14 protein-coding genes are annotated in these 17,281 nt (G+C 67.1%); 2 read left to right on the plus strand and 12 right to left on the minus strand.

All coding sequences use genetic code 11. From position 1 onward, the window contains the following. Positions 1 to 16 precede the first annotated feature (16 nt). The 3 genes from AC0J42_RS16040 to AC0J42_RS16050 are packed head-to-tail and all read right to left on the minus strand — an operon-like array spanning position 17 to position 2,918. Positions 17 to 1,093: a polyamine ABC transporter substrate-binding protein gene (locus AC0J42_RS16040; protein WP_473002400.1), complete on the minus strand. Its 1,077-nt coding sequence runs from the start codon at positions 1,091 to 1,093 to the stop codon at positions 17 to 19. A gap of 37 nt (positions 1,094 to 1,130) precedes the next feature. After that, a complete protein-coding gene (locus tag AC0J42_RS16045) occupies positions 1,131 to 1,472 on the minus strand; it encodes a cupin domain-containing protein (protein ID WP_473002402.1) in 342 nt (113 codons plus the stop codon). Positions 1,473 to 1,499: 27 nt separating this feature from the next. Beyond that, positions 1,500 to 2,918, minus strand: a complete 1,419-nt coding sequence (locus AC0J42_RS16050; RefSeq protein WP_473002403.1) for an NAD(P)/FAD-dependent oxidoreductase — start codon at positions 2,916 to 2,918, stop codon at positions 1,500 to 1,502. 204 nt (positions 2,919 to 3,122) lie between these two features. Here AC0J42_RS16050 and AC0J42_RS16055 point away from each other — a divergent pair, with 204 nt between their 5' ends. Both AC0J42_RS16055 and AC0J42_RS16060 read left to right on the plus strand, forming a co-directional pair. Next, the gene (locus AC0J42_RS16055) at positions 3,123 to 3,293 is read left to right on the plus strand and encodes a hypothetical protein (RefSeq protein ID WP_416424569.1); all 171 of its coding nucleotides are present in this window, start codon (positions 3,123 to 3,125) and stop codon (positions 3,291 to 3,293) included. A gap of 75 nt (positions 3,294 to 3,368) precedes the next feature. Continuing rightward, on the plus strand, positions 3,369 to 5,432 hold the full coding sequence (locus tag AC0J42_RS16060; protein ID WP_473002404.1) for a putative bifunctional diguanylate cyclase/phosphodiesterase: 2,064 nt from the start codon (positions 3,369 to 3,371) through the stop codon (positions 5,430 to 5,432). A gap of 138 nt (positions 5,433 to 5,570) precedes the next feature. Here AC0J42_RS16060 and AC0J42_RS16065 read toward each other — a convergent pair whose 3' ends face one another. The 9 genes from AC0J42_RS16065 to AC0J42_RS16105 form a co-directional block, all read right to left on the minus strand. Further along, positions 5,571 to 7,652: a sensor domain-containing protein gene (locus AC0J42_RS16065; protein ID WP_473002406.1), complete on the minus strand. Its 2,082-nt coding sequence runs from the start codon at positions 7,650 to 7,652 to the stop codon at positions 5,571 to 5,573. A gap of 181 nt (positions 7,653 to 7,833) precedes the next feature. Beyond that, entirely contained in the window at positions 7,834 to 9,186 is a 1,353-nt protein-coding gene (locus tag AC0J42_RS16070; RefSeq protein ID WP_473002407.1) for an outer membrane beta-barrel protein, read from the minus strand. A gap of 63 nt (positions 9,187 to 9,249) precedes the next feature. Next, complete coding sequence (locus tag AC0J42_RS16075; protein ID WP_473002408.1) at positions 9,250 to 9,627, minus strand: nuclear transport factor 2 family protein; 378 nt, start codon at positions 9,625 to 9,627, stop codon at positions 9,250 to 9,252. Positions 9,628 to 9,664: 37 nt separating this feature from the next. Continuing rightward, positions 9,665 to 10,525, minus strand: coding sequence for a fumarylacetoacetate hydrolase family protein (locus AC0J42_RS16080; protein WP_473002409.1), 861 nt, complete (start codon positions 10,523 to 10,525; stop codon positions 9,665 to 9,667). Beyond that, positions 10,522 to 11,127 (minus strand): VOC family protein, encoded by a 606-nt coding sequence (locus tag AC0J42_RS16085; RefSeq protein ID WP_473002410.1) that lies wholly within the window; start codon positions 11,125 to 11,127, stop codon positions 10,522 to 10,524. The genes AC0J42_RS16080 and AC0J42_RS16085 overlap by 4 nt, the downstream gene beginning before the upstream one ends. Positions 11,128 to 11,156: 29 nt before the next feature. Next, positions 11,157 to 12,368, minus strand: coding sequence for a 2-oxo acid dehydrogenase subunit E2 (locus tag AC0J42_RS16090; protein WP_473002411.1), 1,212 nt, complete (start codon positions 12,366 to 12,368; stop codon positions 11,157 to 11,159). Between the two features lie 24 nt (positions 12,369 to 12,392). Then, positions 12,393 to 15,056: an alpha-ketoglutarate dehydrogenase gene (gene mdeB / locus AC0J42_RS16095; protein WP_473002412.1), complete on the minus strand. Its 2,664-nt coding sequence runs from the start codon at positions 15,054 to 15,056 to the stop codon at positions 12,393 to 12,395. A 108-nt stretch (positions 15,057 to 15,164) separates the two neighbouring features. Further along, positions 15,165 to 15,671 (minus strand): flavin reductase family protein, encoded by a 507-nt coding sequence (locus AC0J42_RS16100; RefSeq protein WP_416424577.1) that lies wholly within the window; start codon positions 15,669 to 15,671, stop codon positions 15,165 to 15,167. Between the two features lie 25 nt (positions 15,672 to 15,696). Then, complete coding sequence (locus AC0J42_RS16105; RefSeq protein ID WP_473002413.1) at positions 15,697 to 16,917, minus strand: acyl-CoA dehydrogenase family protein; 1,221 nt, start codon at positions 16,915 to 16,917, stop codon at positions 15,697 to 15,699. Between the last annotated feature and the right edge of the window lie 364 nt (positions 16,918 to 17,281).

The raw sequence follows: 17,281 nt of genomic DNA on the forward strand, positions 1-17,281 counted from the left end.
GCAATCACCGTGGGGGTTACACGCCGTTCTTGACCTTGCTCCAGATGCGCGTGCGCAGGCGGTCGATGTTCAACGGCATGGCTTCGAGGATGAACATCTTGTCCATCACTTCCTGCGGCGGATAGGCCGCAGGGTCAGCCGCCAGTTTCGGGTCCACCAGGCTGTCCGCCGCCGCGTTGCCGTTGGCGTAACGCACCGCGTTGCTGATGCTGGCCGCCACCTTGGGCTCCATCATATAGTTGATGAAGGCATAGCCGGCCGCCTCGTTGGGGGCGTCCACGGGCATGGTCATCAGGTCGATCCAGAACGGCGCGCCCTCCTTGGGAATCTCGTACTTGACCTTCACGCCGTTGCCCGCCTCGGTGGCGCGGTTGGCGGCCTGCATCACGTCGCCCGACCAGCCCACGGCCAGGCAGATATCACCGTTGGCCAGGTCACCGATGTACTTGGCGCTGTGGAAGTAGGTGACGTTCTTGCGCATCTGCAACAGCAGCGCCTCGGCCTTCTTGTAGTCCGCCGGGTCCTTGCTGTGCGGCGGCAGGCCCAGGTAGCGCAAGGCGATGGGCAGCAGCTCGGGGCCGTTGTCGAGCACCGCCACGCCGCAGCCATGCAATTTGGCGAGGACCTCGGGCTTGAACAGCACGTCCCAGGTGTTCATGGGAATGTCCTTGCCCAGCGCGGCACGCACCTTGTCGACGTTGTAGCCGATGCCGGTGGTGCCCCACAGGTACGGCACGCCATGCAGGTTGCCCGGGTCGTCGGCCTCCAGGGCCTTCATCAGCATGGGGTTGAGGTTTTTCCAGTTCGGCAGCTTGCTGCGGTCCAGGGTTTTCAGGGCGCCGCTCTGGATCTGGTGGGCCATGAAGTGCGCCGAGGGGAACACCACGTCGTAGCCCGAATGGCCGGCCGCAAGCTTGGCGTCCAGGGTCTCGTTGCTGTCGTACACGTCATACTGGGTGCCGAACCCGGTGGCGTTCTGGAAGTTCTGCAAGGTATCGGGGGCAATGTACTCGCCCCAGTTGTAGATGTGCACGACTTCAGCGGCTTGGGTGGTACAGGCCACGAACATCAGCGGCAACAGTTTCTTGAGCATGAGCACCTCGATTACCAGACCTAAGGGGGGCGGCAGTTCAGAAGACCAGCACGTAGGTTTTTCTTGTTGTCTCTTGTACATCCCAGATGCCGTGGGTGTTGGCGGGCAACATCAGGGCGTCGCCGGCGACGATTTCCAGCGCCTCGCCGCCGTCCGGGGTAAAGGTGCAGCGGCCCGTGGTGAAGTGGCAGAACTCCTGTTGGGCGATCTGCCGGCGCCAGCGGCCGGGGGTGCATTCCCACACCCCGGTCTCGACGCCGTCGGTGCGTTCCACGCTGGTAACCGACACCGTGGCCACCGGCTCGCCCATGGGCACGGCCACCGGGAAGGTTTCCGCCAGGGCCATGGTGTGGCTGCCTTTCAAATGCGTGATGTTCATGTTGCGCTCCGTGTTGTTATTGAGGGTTCAGCCGACTTTCCAGGCCATCAGGCCTTCCATGCGGTTGGCCAGGACTTGCGCCAGGCGGCGCCGCCACGCCGGGGTCTGGGGGTTGGCCAGCAGCGCGTCTTCGCTGCTGAAGCTGCGGATGATGGCGTTGTAGCCCAGCCAGCGGCAGGGTTCGGGCTCCCAGCTGCGCAGGCTGCTCACCGGGCTGTCGGTGAACACCCAGGGCTGCTGCAGCAAGGCGCTGTCCTGGCCCAGGATCAGGTCGGCCAGGGTGCGCCCGGCCAGGTTGCTGGCGCCTACACCTTCGCCGCCATAGCCGCCGGCCAGGGCAATGCGCTGCTGGGTGTCGCGCAGCATGTGCGGGCGGAAGCGCCGGGCCATGCCCAGGTTGCCGCCCCAGGCGTGGGTCAGGCGCACGCTGCGCAGCGCCGGGAACAGCTCGCCCATCAGCGCCTGGCGCAGGCCGCGCTCGTCGGCGTTCAAGGTGAAGTCGCTGCGCAGGCGGCCGCCGAAGCGGTAGCCGCCACGGGCGCCGAACACCAGGCGGTCATCAAAGGTGCGCTGGCCATAGGTGACCTGGCGGCTGAACTCGCTGAAGGCCTGGCCACGGTTCAGGCCGATCTGCTCCCACACCGAGGCTGGCAGCGGCTCGGTGGCCACCATCAGGCTCTGCACCGGCAGCTGGTGGCGGCCCAGGGGCGGCAGTTCGGCGGCGTAGCCTTCCACGGCCGGCACTACCCAGTCGGCGTCCACGCTGCCGTGGGCGGTGGTGACCCGGCCCGGCTGCCAGTCCAGTACCCGGCTGTCTTCATAGATCTCCACGCCCAGGGCCTCGACCGCGCGGGCCAGGCCACGGGCCAGCCGGGCCGGGTGAATGGTCGCGCAGTGTGGGCTATAGACGGCGCCATAGGCGTTGGTCATGCGCACCTGGCCGGCCAGCTCGGCAGGCTCCAGCCAACGGTAGTCGTCCTCGCCCAGGCCCAGCTCGCGCAGATGCTGCAGGTAGCTGCGCAGGCTGGCCAGTTGCTCGGGGTAACGGGCGGCGCAGTACAGCACCCCGCCCTTGCGCAGGTTGCAGTCGATGCCTTCGCGGGCCACCACCTGGGCCACTTCGTCCGGGATGCCGTGCAGCAGGTCGAAGGCCTGGCGGCGTTGCGCGGCGGGCAGCGGCGCCAGCATGCGGTCCTCGCCCAGCAGGTTGCCCATCAGCCAGCCGCCGTTGCGCCCCGAGGCGCCAAAGCCGGCCACCTGGGCCTCGAGCACCACCACGCGCAAGTGCGGCGCCTGGCGCTTGAGGTAATAGGCCGTCCACAGCCCGGTGTAGCCTGCGCCGATAATCGCCACGTCGGCCTGCACCTGGGCGCCCAGCGCCGGGCGCGCGGTGCGCGGCTCCTCGAGCTGGTCCATCCACAGACTGATCTCACCCCACGACTTCATCGAAGCCTCCTGTCATCAAACGATGAGCGCAGGCTAATGAAGTGCAGGGGCCGTCGTCGTTCGTGCGTGCACGCGTGGAAAAAATCGGCGCGGCCCCCGGACGCAGCAGGCCGCAGCCACCGGCCAGGCGGAGGATGCAATCCGGCCCCTCAGGTGCTAGCGTTACCCTGCCCAGTGTGACTCAGCCCCGATCAAGGTGACCCCATGCCGCGCCCGAACAACGAATACCGCTCGCTCAGCAACCTGGCCCACGAGGCCAGGCGCGCGCTGGAGTCGCCGGAAGGCGTCGACCGCGCCAACCTGATGATGCGCATCCTGTGCGCCAAGTTCAGGGAGGAAAACCGCGAGGCGCTCAAGCGCCCCAAGGCCGAGTGAACGCACCACGCACCGCTTTAGAAAACCGCCGGGCCGCCGTTAACACAGTGAGTGGGTTCCGCACAGGGAGCGCCAATGTACGCAAGCAGCTACAACAACCTGTACGTCCTGTTTTCCCTGGTCGTTGCCATCCTGGCCTCCTATACCGCGCTAAACATGACCGGCCGGGTCAACCGCGCCAGGGGCCGCGCCGCGGCGCTGTGGCTGGCCGGCGGCTCGTTCGCCATGGGCACGGGCGTCTGGTCGATGCACTTCATCGGCATGCTGGCCTTCCAGCTGCCGATCCAGCTGGGCTACGACCCGGTCCTGACCGGCCTGTCGCTGCTGATCGCCGTGGCCTCCTCGGCCTTTGCCCTGTGGCTCGCGTGCCAGAAGGAAATGCCGCTGCCGCGCCTGCTGCTGGGGGCGGTGCTGATGGGCATCGGCATTGCCGCCATGCATTACACCGGCATGGCGGCGCTGCTGATGAACCCCGACGTGCACTACATCCCCTGGCTGTTCGCGCTGTCGGTGGTCATCGCCATTCTGGCATCGGGGGCGGCGCTGTGGATCGCCTTCCGCCTGCGCAACGAAGGCCGGTTCATCCGCCGGGCACGCCTGGGCGCCTCGCTGGTGATGGGCTGCGCCATCGTCGGCATGCACTACACCGGCATGGCGGCGGCGCAGTTCCCCGTGGGCAGCGTCTGCGGCGCCGCCAACGGCGGGCTGGACAGCAAATGGCTGGTGGTGGTGGTCATCGTCGTCACCCTGGCGGTGTGCGCCATCGCCCTGGTGATCTCGATGCTCGACATCCGCACCAGCCTGCTCGCCAACTCCCTGGACCGCGCCAACAGCGAGCTGCTGAAGCTGGCCCTGCACGATAGCCTGACCCACCTGCCCAACCGCACCCTGCTCAACGACCGCCTGGAACAGGCGATCCACAAGGCCAACCGGCAGAAAACCCGCTTCGCCATGCTGTTCATGGACCTGGACGGTTTCAAGGCGATCAACGACACCTACGGCCACCACGTCGGCGACCAGTTGCTGATCGAGGTGGCGCGGCGCATCAGCCTCGACCAGCATGACGAAGGCACCGTGGCGCGGCTGGGCGGCGACGAGTTCGTGCTGCTGACCGACAGCTGCGAGCCTGACGACGCCGCCGCGCTGGCCCAGCACCTGGTGGAAACCATCAGGCAACCCTACGTGCTGGGCCAGCACACCGTGCACGTGTCGGTCAGCATCGGCGTGGCGGTGTACCCGGCCGACGGCGCCAACGACCATGAACTGATGGTCAACGCCGACGCCGCCATGTACCACGCCAAGGAACAGGGGCGCGACGGCTACTGCTTCTTCGAACGCGCCATGAACATCAACGCCCACCAGCAACTGCAGCTGCAACACGACCTGCGCCAGGCGCTGGAGGGCAATGAGTTCGTGCTGTTCTACCAACCCAAGATCCTCGCGCCTGCCGGCCCCATGACCGGCGTCGAGGCGCTGCTGCGCTGGAACAAGCCGGACATGGGCCTGGTGCCGCCCGACCGCTTCCTGCCCCTGGCCGAGCGCAGCGGGCTGATCGTGCCGATCGGCAACTGGGTGATCAACGAGGCCTGCCGGCAGATGGCCCAATGGCACGCCCAGGGCCAGCGTGACTGGACCATCGCGGTCAACCTTTCCACCGTGCAATTGGCCAACGCCCACCTGGTGGAGGTGGTGCGCTCGGCGTTGCAGCGCACCGGCCTGCCGCCGCGCTGCCTGACCCTGGAGATCACCGAGACCACCGCCATGCGCGACGCCGAGGCGGCGCTGGTGGTGCTCGACCAGCTGGCGGCCCTGGGCGTGGGCATTTCCATCGACGACTTCGGCACCGGCTACTCCAGCCTGCTGTACCTCAAGCGCCTGCCGGCCAACGAGTTGAAGATCGACCGCGGCTTCATCACCGAACTGGCCCAGGGCAACGAAGACGAAGCCATCGTCTCGGCCATCGTCGCGCTGGGCAAGACCCTGGGCCTCAAGGTGGTGGCCGAGGGGGTGGAGACGGCCGAGCAGCGGGAAATGCTCACGGAGCTGGGCTGCGACATCCTGCAGGGCTACCTGTTGGGCAAGCCCATGAGCGCGGTGAAGCTGGCGGAGCAGTTCAGCGCCGAGGCAGCGCGGGCTTGAGGCGGTGTGCCTGGAACACCGCGTTGGCCGGGACGCGGCCTGCGGCCGCTGCTACGCGAAGGCAATCGCGTCGCGATAGGGAGTATATGCATTTCCCGTAGCAGCTGCCGCAGGCGGCGCCCCAGGCCACGCGGTGTATCAGGCGTGGCGGCGCTCGGCGGCCGGTACCGGGCGGCCGAAGTAGTAGCCCTGGAAGTGCGAGCAGCCTTCGCTGATCAGTTGCTGCATCTGCTCGGCGGTCTCCACTCCTTCGGCGGTGGTCTTGATCAGCAGGCTGTTGCTCATGCCGGTAATGGCCCGGATGATCGCCAGGGCCTCCTTGCTGTCCGCCATCTCGCGCACGAACGACATGTCGATCTTGATCCGGTCGAACGGGAATGAGCGCAGGTAGCCCAGCGACGAGTACCCGGTGCCGAAGTCATCCAGGGAAATCGCCACGCCCAGCGCCTTCAGCGCCCTGAGCGTGGCGACGTTGCCCTCGCTGTCCTCCAGCAGCACCGACTCGGTGATCTCCAGCTCCAGGCGCTCGGGTTCCAGCCCCGAATCGCTCAGCGCCAGCGCCACCGAATCCACCAGCCCGGGGTTCTTGAACTGCACCGCCGACAGGTTCACCGCCACGGTCTGGCGGGTGCCCCAGCTGGCCGCCTCCTGGCAGGCCAGGTTCAGCGCGCGGTTGCCCACCTCGTGGATCAACCCGGTTTCCTCGGCCATGGTGATGAAATCCATGGGCATAATGGTGCCCTTGGTGGGGTGCCGCCAGCGCAGCAGCGCCTCGTACCCGGAGATCTCGTCGCCGGCGTGGGTGACGATGGGCTGGTAGTGCAGTTGCAGATGGCCCAGGTGCAGCGCCGTGCGCAGGTCGGTCTCCATGGTGCGGCGGTGGCGCGCCGCTTCGTCGAGCTGGAACTTGAAGCGCTCGAAGCGGTTGCGGCCGTTGCGCTTGGCCTCGTACAGGGCCATGTCGGCGTAGCCCATCAGCTGCTCGGGGCTGTCGTGGTCATGGGGCGACAGGGCAATGCCGATGCTCACGCCCACCGAGCAGCTGTGCCCCTCGATCAGGAACGGCGGCCGCACGGCCTGGATCAGGCGCTGGGCCGACAGCTCGGCGGCCTCGGCGGTTTCCAGCTCCGGCAGGATCACCGCGTACTCATCGCCGCCCAGCCGCGCCAGGGTGTCGACCTCGCGCAGTTCCACCTTCAAGCGGCTGCTGAGCGCCCGCAGCAGCTTGTCGCCGATGCCGTGGCCCAGGGAATCGTTGACGTTCTTGAAGTCGTCCAGGTCCAGGCACAGGGTGCCGGTGATTTTCCCGCTGCCGTCGGCCAGTTGCAGCGCCTCCTTGAGCTTCTCGTGGAACAGCACGCGGTTGGGCAGCCCGGTCAGCGCGTCATGGTGGGCCATGTGGTGGATGCGGGCGTTGGCTGCCAGCTCGACGGTGACGTCCTCGGCCACGAACAGCACGTATTCCGAGGCGTTGCCCGGGTCCTGGTTGAGCACCGTGCGGCTGCGCAGCGTGCGCGGGCCACGGTTGGTGGCCACCAGGGTTTCCACGGTCTTGATCGCGCCGATGTTGAGGTCCTGGCCCATCTGCTGCTCGATGTAGGCTGCGGTCTCCGGCGCCAGCGCCTCGCTCATCAACTGGCCGACCATGCTCGCGCCGTTGGGCACGAACAGCGCCTCGGCCTGATGGTTGGCCAGCAGGATGCGCTCGGTCTGCACGTCCTTGACGATCACACTGGCGGGAATGTTGGAGATCACCGAGTCGAGGAACTGTGACAGCGAGCTCATCTCGGCGCTGTACTGCTCGGCCAGCACCTTGGCCTCCAGCAGTGCCAGTTCGGTCTGGCGCCGCTCGCTGATGTCACGCGTCACCTTGGCGAAGCCGATCATCCGCCCCTGGTCATCATGCACGGCGTCGATCACCACGCTGGTCCAGAACGGCGAGCCGTCCTTGCGCAGCCGCACGCCTTCGGCATGGAAGCGCCCTTCCCGCCGCGCGGTTTCCAGGCTGTGGGCAGGCAGCCCGGCGGCGCGGTCCTCATCGGTGTAGAACACCGAGAAATGCCGGCCGACGATTTCAGCTTCCGTGTAGCCTTTCGCCCGCTCCGCCCCGGGGTTCCAATGGGTGACGATGCCCTCGGGCGAGAGCATGTAGATGGCGTAGTCCACCACGCTCTGCACCAGCAGGCGGTACATGGCATCCGAGTCGGCGTTGAACTGCATGCGTTGCGAACCTCAGGCGGGGGGCGAAGAAAAGCGGGATGGCATTATGCCTTCTTCGTAATAGCGAGGGATACTGCCCGAAAGGAGGAGGAATGTTGTGGAATGGGTATGTTAGGGCGCGGTGGCTTGGGACGCGGCCTTTGGCCGCTGCTACGAGACATCGGCGGCGCCCCCCTGCCCATCAGAAGTAATACAGCGCCTCCACCATCGCCGTCAGCTGCGTGCGGTTACGGCCGTTGCCGAAGGGGCGCTGGTCGTCGCCGCCCTTGAACCAGTCGTAGCGCAGCTCGGGGCGCAGCGACAGGTGCTTGTTCATGTCATAGCGCACGCCGCTGGTCAGCGCATTGAAGGCGCCGCGGGCGGTGGTGGTGGGGAACAGCGCAAAGCCCTCGGGGTCGCTGAAGTGCTCGCCGCGCAGCGACCACGCCAGGTCCTTGCGCAGCTGATAGGTGACCACCGCATTGGCGCCCCACCAGGACGCGCCGTCGAACCCGGGGCCGGTCAGCACGTCCACCGTGGAGGCCTTGCCGTCCCCCGCCTGATGGCCGTAGACCAGCTCCGCGCCCATGGACCAGCGCGCATTGAACTGATGCCAGCCGTTGAGCGAATGCTGCTGCTTGAGCTGCCCCGACGCGGCAATGACCCGCGACGGCGGCGCCTGCACGTCGCCCAGGCTGTCGTCCTGCTCGTTGCCGACCATGAACTCGTAGTCCACCCAGGTGTTCATGTCCGCCGAGCGCCAGCGCAAGGCGCCGGTCAGCGACTTGTCGTTGTTGTTGTCACGCAGGTTGTTCCAGCCCTGCACCACCCCCAGCTCCAGCCCCAGCAGGCCGGCGTCGCCGTTGTACACGCGGCTGCTGGCCAGCACCCCGGCGACGGTGCCCGGCTCGCTGACGAAGGCGTAGGTCTTGCTGGCGAACGGGTTGCGCGCCAGGCGAATGTTGGGCGGGATTTCATAGCCCATGGCCGGGCCGAACACCCCGGCCATGAAGCTGACGCCCGGCCCGTACGGCAAGTAAAGGGTCAGCGCGGCGTTGGGCACCGCCAGGAAATAGTCCTTGTCGCGCTGGGCGCGCAGGTTGTCCTGCTGGTTCATGTGCAGGCTCTGGTCCCAGCCGTAGGTGCGGGCGAACTGGGCGTTGCGGCCGTAGTTGAATTCCAGGGTGAAGCCCCAGGCCACCGCGTCGGGCCGCGGGCCCGGCAATGGCGTGATGCGTGGCACGAAGTTGCCCGCCAGCGGCTTGTCGATGAACAGGTGCAGGCTGCCCAGCTCCAGGCCTTCGTCGGACATGCCGGTGATGGGCAGGTTGCTCAGGCCGTCCTTGCGTTCGGCCCGGGTGGAGCGGTTGTTGCGGGTGTAGGCGACGTCCAGCAGGTTGGACACGGTAATGCCATGGTCGCGTTCGAGGGCGTCGCCGAACAGGCTGCGAAACAGCGTGCCCTCGGCGGGTTCTTCGCTTTCATCGGCATGGCAGTTGACGATCGCCAGGGCGGCCAGCACCGCGCCAAGCGCTTTCACTTTGACGTTGATCATGGTCTGTCTCTTGTTGTTATTGTCAGCGACCCACCCGCGCGGGTGGGCCGGGAAAAACGTCTGTCAGAGATTGGTGGCCTGGAAACTCACCAGGCGCCAGCCGGCGGCCTCGCGCGCCCACACCTGGATGGTCATCACGTCCATGGCGCGGCGCTCGCCGCTGCTGCGAAACTCGATGTGCTGCAACAGCCGCCCGCTGGCCACTGCCACGTCCCCCAGCACGCGCACCTGCAGCGCCTTGCGTTCCACCTTGAGAAAGCGGATGGCGCTGCGCACCAGTTGCAGGTACTGCTGCTTGCCGTCGACCTGGCCGGTGGCGTGGACGTGCACCAGCTGCTCGTCGAGCAGCTCGGCCAGGCCGTCCAGGTCGTTGGCCACCAGCGCCCGGCAACGCAGCGCCTCCAGTTCGTTGATGGTGTCGATGATGGCGGGTTCACTCATTACGCTTGCTCCTTGAAGAAAGGGGGGACACAGGCCATCAGGCTTCGGCACGCACGGTGTTCTCCAGCATGCCCAGGCCGTCGATCTCGACCCGCACCCGGTCGCCCACACGCAGCCAGCGCGGCGGCTTGAAGCCGCCACCGATGCCGCCCGGAGTGCCGGTGAAGATCACGTCGCCCGGCTCAAGGGTCATGACTTTCGACAGGTGCGCCACCTGCTGGTAGCAGTCGAAGATCAGCTGGTCGGTGTTCGAGGCCTGGCGCTGCTCGCCATTGACGAAGCAGCGGATACCCAGCGTGTGCGGGTCGCCGACCTCATCGGCGGTGACGATCCAGGGGCCGAACGGCGCATGGCTGTCAAAGCTCTTGCCCAGCAGGAACTGCGAGGTGCGCAGCTGCCAGTCGCGCACGCTGACGTCGTTACCCACGCAGTAGCCGAAAATCGCCTGCCGCGCCTGCTCGGGCGAAAGGTGACGGGCGCGCCGGCCGACGATGAAGACCATCTCCGCCTCGTAGTCCAGCGCCTCCGACACCCGCGGCAGGTCCACCGGCGCATACGGGCCGTTGGCGGCCGTGTTCATCATGGCGAACCACAGCTGGTCGGCGGGCATGTCCATGCCCGACTCGGCCACGTGGTCGGCGTAATTCAGGCCGATGCCCAGCAGCTTGCCGGGGCGCGGCACCGGTGCCAGCAGCGTGACCTGGGCCAGCGGCGTACCGGTGACTGCGCTGGCGGCCAGTTCGGCCAACTGCGGCTGCCACAGCGCCCACTCGCGGATCAGCTCGATCATGCTGGCCGGCGCGTCGTTGAAATGGTCGCGCAGGGCCACCACCTGTTCGCCCATCACCAGCCCGACACGGGCCGCACGGCTGGGTGTTTCAAAGGTGCAGAGTTTCATGGTGCTGACCTGTATTGGGGGCCAAGGCTCTGGCCGGTGGCGCAGGTGCCCAGGGCGCACAGCTGTGCGTCACTGGCCCCGGCGCGCCAGTGCGCTACCAGGGCGTCGGCGTCGAATTCCACGCCGATGGGGTTCTGCCGGAAGATCTCCGACTGGAACACCGCCGCGGCGTCGGCTGGGTCGGTGAAATTGTCGACTTGCAGTTCGATGTCGTTGCCCTCGGGGTCGCGGTAGTACAACGAGGTGGTGGGCCCGTGGTTGATGGTCCACGACGGCAGGATGCCCACGCCCTTCAGGCGCTCGTAGGTGGCCAGCACCTGGGCGATGGTCTGGTAGCTGTAGGCGACGTGGTGCACGCCGACCATGTGGTCGGTTTTCGCCGGCAGTTCGGGCATGTTGAAGAAGGCCAGGCGGTGGTGTTCGTCATCGAAGCTGATGAACGCCAGCACCTCGTCCTGAAACACCAGCCGGGCCTGGAACACCTGGCGGTACCAGTCGACCATGGCCTGGCGGTTGGCGCAGCGGTACACCAGGTGCGCCATCTTCACCGGCACGATGGGCTGGGTAGCCGCCGCGGGTGAGCTTGCTTGCAGTGCAGTCATCTCGGTTCTCCTTGTTCTTGTTCTACGGGTCAGATCGACACTCGACGAAAATCCGTCAGCAACGCCACCAGGCAGGCAAGGAAGCGCCCGGCCTCGGCGCCATCCACGGCGCGGTGGTCCCAGGACAGCGACAGCGGCAGTTGCAGGCGCGGCTGGAAGGCCGTGCCATCCCAGCTCGGCGCCATGGCCGCCCTGCCCACGCCGAGGATCGCCACCTCTGGCGCGTTGATGATCGGCGTGAAGTGCCCGCCACCGATGCCGCCCAGGGACGACACCGTGAAGCAGCCGCCGCGCATCTGCGCCGCGCCCAGCTTGCCGCTGCGCGCCAGCTGCGACAGCTCGGCCATTTCCGCGGCGATGGCGGCGATGCCCTTGCGGTCGACGTCGCGAATCACCGGCACCACCAGGCCGTCCGGGGTGTCGGCGGCGAAACCGAGGTGGCAGTACTGCTTGTGCACCACCTCCTCGCCCTGCAGGCTGACGTTGAACTGCGGATAGCGCTGCAGCGCCACCGCGCAGGCCTTGAGCAGGAACGCCAGCAGGGTGACCTTCGCCCCGCCCTCCTGCGCCTCGCGGTTGAGTTGCACGCGCAGCGCTTCCAGCTCGGTGATGTCGGCCTGGCTGTGGTTGGTGACGTGGGGAATGCTCACCCAGTTGCGGTGCAGGTTGGCCGCCGACAGGCGCTTGATGCGTGGCCTGGCGCTGCGCTGGATGGCGCCGAACTGGGCGAAGTCGACCTCCGGCCAGGGCAGCACCTCCAGCCCGCCGCCTTTGCCGGCGGGCGACGGTTGCTGCGCCTGGGCCTTGACGTACGCCTTGACGTCCTCGCGCTGGATGCGCCCGCGCGGGTCGCTGGCGGTGACCTTGGCCAGGTCCACGCCCAGCTCGCGAGCCAGTTTGCGCACCGCCGGGCCGGCCAGGGCCAGTGCAACCGGCGCGGGCGGCGAAGACGGTGCAGGCGCCGGCACCGGGGCTGGCTTGACGGCCGCCGGCGCGCTGGCCACCGCCTCGGCGTACTGCACATGGGCGATCAGGCTGCCCTTGGAGACCACGTCGCCGGGCTTGATCAGCACCTCGCGGATGGTGCAAGCGACGGTACTGGGCACGTCCATCACCGCCTTGTCGGACTCCAGGGTGATCAGCGATTGCTCCACCGTCACCCTGTCGCCCGCCTTGATAAACACTTCGATCACCGGCAAATCGTGAAAATCGCCGATGTCAGGCACCATGAGTTGTTGCATTGGGCAGTCCTCCTTTTTCTCGGCTCAACGGTTCCACGGCGCGTCGAGGGCGACGTCGATGGCGTAGCGTTCACGGGCTTGCGCGGCCAGGCGCGGGTCGATGGCGGCCAGTGCGGCCACGGCGATGTGCTGACGGTCCATCTCGAAGAAGCGCCGCAGCGCCGGCCGCGTGTCGCTGCGGCCGAAGCCGTCGGTGCCCAGCGCGGTGTATGGCGCCTGCACGTAGGGCGCGATCAGCTCGGCATAGCTGCGCACGTAGTCGCTGGCCGCCAACACCGGGCAGCTGCCGGCCAGGCACTGCTGCACGTGGCTGGGCGCAGGCGCCTCGGCGCCGAACAGCGTGGCGCGCTGCACCTCGCGGGCCTCGCGGGCCAGCTCGGAGAAGCTGGTGACGCTCCAGATCTCGCTGGCGATGCCCCAGTCCGCGGCCAGCAGGTCGGCGGCGGCGATCACCTCGCGCAGGATCGAGCCCGAACCCAGCAGGCGCACCTGGCTGGCGGCGTCCTCCGCGCCACGGCGGCCGAAGCGGCGCATGCCCTTGATCACAGCGGCATGGTCGGCAGCGTCCAGCGGCGCCTGGGGGTAGTTCTCGTTGGTCACGGTGAGGTAGTAGAACTCGTCGTGCTGCTGTTCCAGCATGCGCCGGCTGCCGTGGTCGATGATCACCGCCACCTCGCTGGCGAACGCCGGGTCATAGGCGCGGCAGTTGGGCACCGTCGAGGCCACCAACTGGCTGCTGCCGTCCTGGTGCTGCAGGCCTTCGCCGGCCAGGGTAGTTCTTCCTGCGGTAGCACCGATCAGGAAACCGCGGGCACGCTGGTCGGCAGCCGCCCAGATCAGGTCGCCGATGCGCTGGAAGCCGAACATCGAGTAGTAGATGTAGAACGGCAGCATGGCCACGCCGTTGACGCTGTAGGAGGTTGCAGCGGCCACCCAGGACGAGATGGCGCCGGCCTCGGTGATGCCTTCTTCCAGCAACTGGCCGTCACGCGACTCCTTGTAGTACAGCATCGCGCCGGCGTCCTCGGGCTCGTACAGCTGGCCCACCGGCGAGTAGATGCCGATCTGCCGGAACAGGTTGGCCATGCCGAAGGTGCGCGCCTCGTCCGCCACAATCGGCACGATGCGCGGTCCCAGTGTTTGATCTTTGAGCAGGTGGGTGAACAGCCGTACCACGGCGGTGGTGGTCGAGGTCTCGCGCTCGTCCGGGGCCAGGGCGAACTGCGCGTAGCTGGCCAGCGCCGGCACCGGCAGCGCTTCGGCGCGGCTCTGGCGACGTGGCAGGTAGCCGCCCAGCGCCGCACGGCGGGCGTGCAGGTAGCGCATCTCGGCGCTGTCGGCGGCGGGCTTGTAGAAGCGCATTTCCTCCAGCGCGGTGTCGTCCAGGGGAATGGCGAAGCGGTCGCGGAAGGCCTTCAGGGCGTCGACGTCCAGCTTTTTCTGCAGGTGCGTGGTGTTGCGCGACTCACCCGCCAAGCCCATGCCGTAGCCTTTCTTGGTCTTGGCCAGGATCACCGTGGGCTGGCCGTTGTGGGCCTTGGCGGCGGCAAACGCGGCGTACAGCTTGCGGAAATCGTGGCCGCCACGGCGCAGGCCGTCGATCTCCTGCGGGGTCATGTGCGCCACCAGCGCCTGCAACTCAGGGTCCTGGTCGAAGAAATGCTCCAGGTTGTAGGCGCCATCGTTGGCCCCCAGGGTCTGGTACTGGCCGTCGACTGTGTGGGCGAAACGGCGCAGTAGCACGTGGTTGTGGTCGCGGGCGAACAGCGCGTCCCAGTCCGAGCCCCACACCACCTTGATCACGTTCCAGCCGGCGCCGCTGAACAGCGCTTCCAGCTCCTGGATGATCTGGCCGTTGCCGCGCACCGGGCCGTCCAGGCGTTGCAGGTTGCAGTTGACGATGAAGGTCAGGTTGTCGAGGTTTTCCCGCGCCGCCAGCGACAGCGCGGCGATGGATTCGGGTTCGTCCATTTCGCCGTCGCCGAACACGCCCCAGACATGGCGGTGTGAGGTGTCGGCGATGCCGCGGTGTTCCAGGTAGCGCAGGAAGCGCGCCTGGTAGATTGAACTGATCGGTCCAATGCCCATGGAGCCAGTGGGGAACTGCCAGAAGTCGGGCATCAGCCAGGGGTGCGGGTAGGAACACAGGCCGCCGCCGTCCACTTCCTGGCGGTAACGGGCCAGCTGCGCTTCGTCCAGGTGGCCTTCGAGGAAGGCCCGGGCGTACACCCCGGGCGCCGAGTGCGGCTGGAAGTACACCAGGTCGCCCTTCCCTTCGGCGTTGTCGGCGCGGAAGAAATGGTTGAAGCCGATCTCGAAAATTTCTGCCGCCGAGGCGTAGCTGGAGATGTGCCCGCCCAGCTCGCCGTAGGCCTTGTTGGCCCGGGCCACCATGGCCAGGGCGTTCCAGCGGATGATCGAGGTCAGGCGTTCTTCCATGGCCAGGTCGCCGGGAAACGCCGGCTGTTGCTCCAGGGCAATGCTGTTCTGGTACTGCGAATAAGGGTGCGCGCTGCGGCGCACGCCCAGGTGGCTGGCGTGCTCGTCCAGGCGCCGCAGCAGGTATTCGCCGCGCTGGCTGCCGTCGCTGCGCACCACGGCTTCCAGGGCGTCCAGCCAGTCGCGGGTTTCCTGGTGATCAATATCGCTGTCGGTCTTTATCGACCCTTCGCGGGTAAAGGAGGTCATGGCAAACACACTCGATTCAGGTTTATCAGGCATGAGCGGGCCCTGGCACGCCGGCGTCGGGTGTGCCTGGGGAGCGTTCATGGGGCTGTTGGGGTGAGCTGCGGCGGGTTACCAGCCGTCGATGCAGCCGCTCCATTCGCTGCCGGGCGAGCGGGCGTGCATCTGGTGGTAGCGGCCGCTGAAGAACAGCAAGGGCTTGCGCTGGGCGCCGATGCGCAGGTGTTCGATTTCGCCGATGTACAGCAGGTGGTCGCCTGCCGGGTGCACGTCGACCGTGCGCGCCACCAGCTGCACCAGGCTGCCATCCAGCAACGGCGTGCCTTCATGGTCGATGAAGGGCAGCTCGGCGCCCTGCTCCGGGCGGCCGCCGAAGTGGCCGCTGAGCCAGCGCTGGCTTTCGGCGAGGAAGTTGACGCCGTAGCGCACGCCCACGTCGACGAAGCGGTTGAAACTGGAGGCGTTGCGGATCGACACCAGGATCAGCGGTGGCTCAAGGGACACCGACATGAAGGCGTTGGCGGTCATGCCGGCGGGCTCGCCGTCGGCGTTGAAGGTGACCACGGTGACGCCCGTGGCGAACTGGCCCATCACTGAGCGCAGGAGTTTGGTGTCCATGGGACAGTCCTCGGTCAGGGGGCGATCAAACCAGCGGCGTGACGGTGTTTTCCACACCCAGCAGCGCCTTGCCATACAGCTCATTGCCCACCGCCGGCAACGCCACCGCGTGCCGCGCCGCGGTGTTGGAGTCGCGCCACCAGCGCTGCATCGGGCTGGCCTCGGAGAAGCTGCCGGCGCCGTGGGCCGAGAGCAGGATGTTGATGGCCTCGGTGATGTGGGTGTTGACCAGGCCGACATCGGCGCGGATGCGCGCGCGGGTCAGCGCGTCCAGCTTGATGCCCTGGCGCGCCGCGGCGTCCATCTCGTCGGCGGCGCGGAAGGCACGCAGGTGCGCGGTGTCGATTTTCAGCGCGGCCTCGGCGACCTGCACCTGGAACACCACCGAGTCGGGCTGTTTTTCGAACGAGGTGTAGGCGATGGCCCGCCGCGGTGCGTTGTCGATCACGTACTGCAACGCGGCGCGGCCCAGGCCCAGTTGCGGGCCATTGAGGATCAACGCCGCGAACGGCACGAACAGGCCGCGGTAGGCGGCTTCGTCCTTGAACTCGGTAGCGTACTCGCCTTCGATGGCGCCGCCCATGTGCAGCAGGCGGTGGTTGGGCACGAACACCTCCTCGGCGACCACGCAGTTGCTGCCCGAGGCGCGCATGCCGGCGGTGAACCAGGTGTCTTCGATGCGGTAGTCGGCCTTGGGCATCAGCGCCAGGTACTGGCCGATCACCGCGCCGTTGGCGTCGCGCTCCTCGGCACCCACCACGGCCCAGTCAGCGTGCAGGCTGCCCGACGAGGAGTACCACTTGCCGCTGACGATCAGCCCGCCCTCCACTCGCCGGGTGTTGGGCGAGGCGTTGAACACCCCGGCCACCCGCGCGTCGGGGTTGGCGCCGAACACTTCGTTCTGCGCCTGCTCGCAGAATAGCCCGGTGAACCAGGCGCAGACGTTGGTCAGCGCCACCACCCAGGCGGTGCCGCCGCAGGCTTCGCCCAGGGCGGCGGAGACCTCCATGTGCGCCCGCAGCGTGCCTTCGTGGCCGCCAAAGCGCTTGGGCACCATCAGCCGGAACAGGCCGGCGTCCTGGATGGCCTGGATATTTTCCTCGCAGGTGCGGCGGTTCTTTTCGTTTTCGACGGTGTTCTTGCGCAGCAACGGCTGCAGGGCACGGGCCCGTTCGACCAGCTCGGCGAGGGTGGGCTGGGCGGCGAATTCAGTGAAGGCGCGTGCGGTGTTCAGGTCTGCGTTCATACCAACCTCGGCTATCATAATGAACAAAAATGTCATTTATAACGTTCAGGTGCATGCAAGCCGCCCGGGGCAGTGGGCAGGCAATCATTCAACCAGGTGCAGGTGCGGTGCGGTCAGGTGCGGCGGTGCAGTTTGAAGACGCAGACGTGCCAGTTCGAACGGGCGCTGGGCGAGGTGGGATGCGGGCGTGACGCGGGGTGGGAAGGGATCAACATGCTCGTCTCCTATTATTTTTATGACGATATTGTCATTCCGACAATTGAGTTGAATGTAGGCCAGCCTTGAAGGCGGCGCAAGGGGTATTTTGAACAAATTTGTCATTCTGATAAGCGGCGCCTAGACTGTCATTCTGACGATCTGTCAC

This window comes from Pseudomonas sp. Tav-5-1A (genome assembly GCF_055755055.1).

Coding starts and splice junctions, on each gene's coding strand:
- AC0J42_RS16040 (WP_473002400.1), bottom strand. CDS start 1,093: ATGCTCAAGAAACTGTTGCCGCTGATGTTCGTGGCCTGTACCACCCAA.
- AC0J42_RS16045 (WP_473002402.1), bottom strand. CDS start 1,472: ATGAACATCACGCATTTGAAAGGCAGCCACACCATGGCCCTGGCGGAA.
- AC0J42_RS16050 (WP_473002403.1), bottom strand. CDS start 2,918: ATGAAGTCGTGGGGTGAGATCAGTCTGTGGATGGACCAGCTCGAGGAG.
- AC0J42_RS16055 (WP_416424569.1), top strand. CDS start 3,123: ATGCCGCGCCCGAACAACGAATACCGCTCGCTCAGCAACCTGGCCCAC.
- AC0J42_RS16060 (WP_473002404.1), top strand. CDS start 3,369: ATGTACGCAAGCAGCTACAACAACCTGTACGTCCTGTTTTCCCTGGTC.
- AC0J42_RS16065 (WP_473002406.1), bottom strand. CDS start 7,652: ATGCAGTTCAACGCCGACTCGGATGCCATGTACCGCCTGCTGGTGCAG.
- AC0J42_RS16070 (WP_473002407.1), bottom strand. CDS start 9,186: ATGATCAACGTCAAAGTGAAAGCGCTTGGCGCGGTGCTGGCCGCCCTG.
- AC0J42_RS16075 (WP_473002408.1), bottom strand. CDS start 9,627: ATGAGTGAACCCGCCATCATCGACACCATCAACGAACTGGAGGCGCTG.
- AC0J42_RS16080 (WP_473002409.1), bottom strand. CDS start 10,525: ATGAAACTCTGCACCTTTGAAACACCCAGCCGTGCGGCCCGTGTCGGG.
- AC0J42_RS16085 (WP_473002410.1), bottom strand. CDS start 11,127: ATGACTGCACTGCAAGCAAGCTCACCCGCGGCGGCTACCCAGCCCATC.
- AC0J42_RS16090 (WP_473002411.1), bottom strand. CDS start 12,368: ATGCAACAACTCATGGTGCCTGACATCGGCGATTTTCACGATTTGCCG.
- mdeB (WP_473002412.1), bottom strand. CDS start 15,056: ATGACCTCCTTTACCCGCGAAGGGTCGATAAAGACCGACAGCGATATT.
- AC0J42_RS16100 (WP_416424577.1), bottom strand. CDS start 15,671: ATGGACACCAAACTCCTGCGCTCAGTGATGGGCCAGTTCGCCACGGGC.
- AC0J42_RS16105 (WP_473002413.1), bottom strand. CDS start 16,917: ATGAACGCAGACCTGAACACCGCACGCGCCTTCACTGAATTCGCCGCC.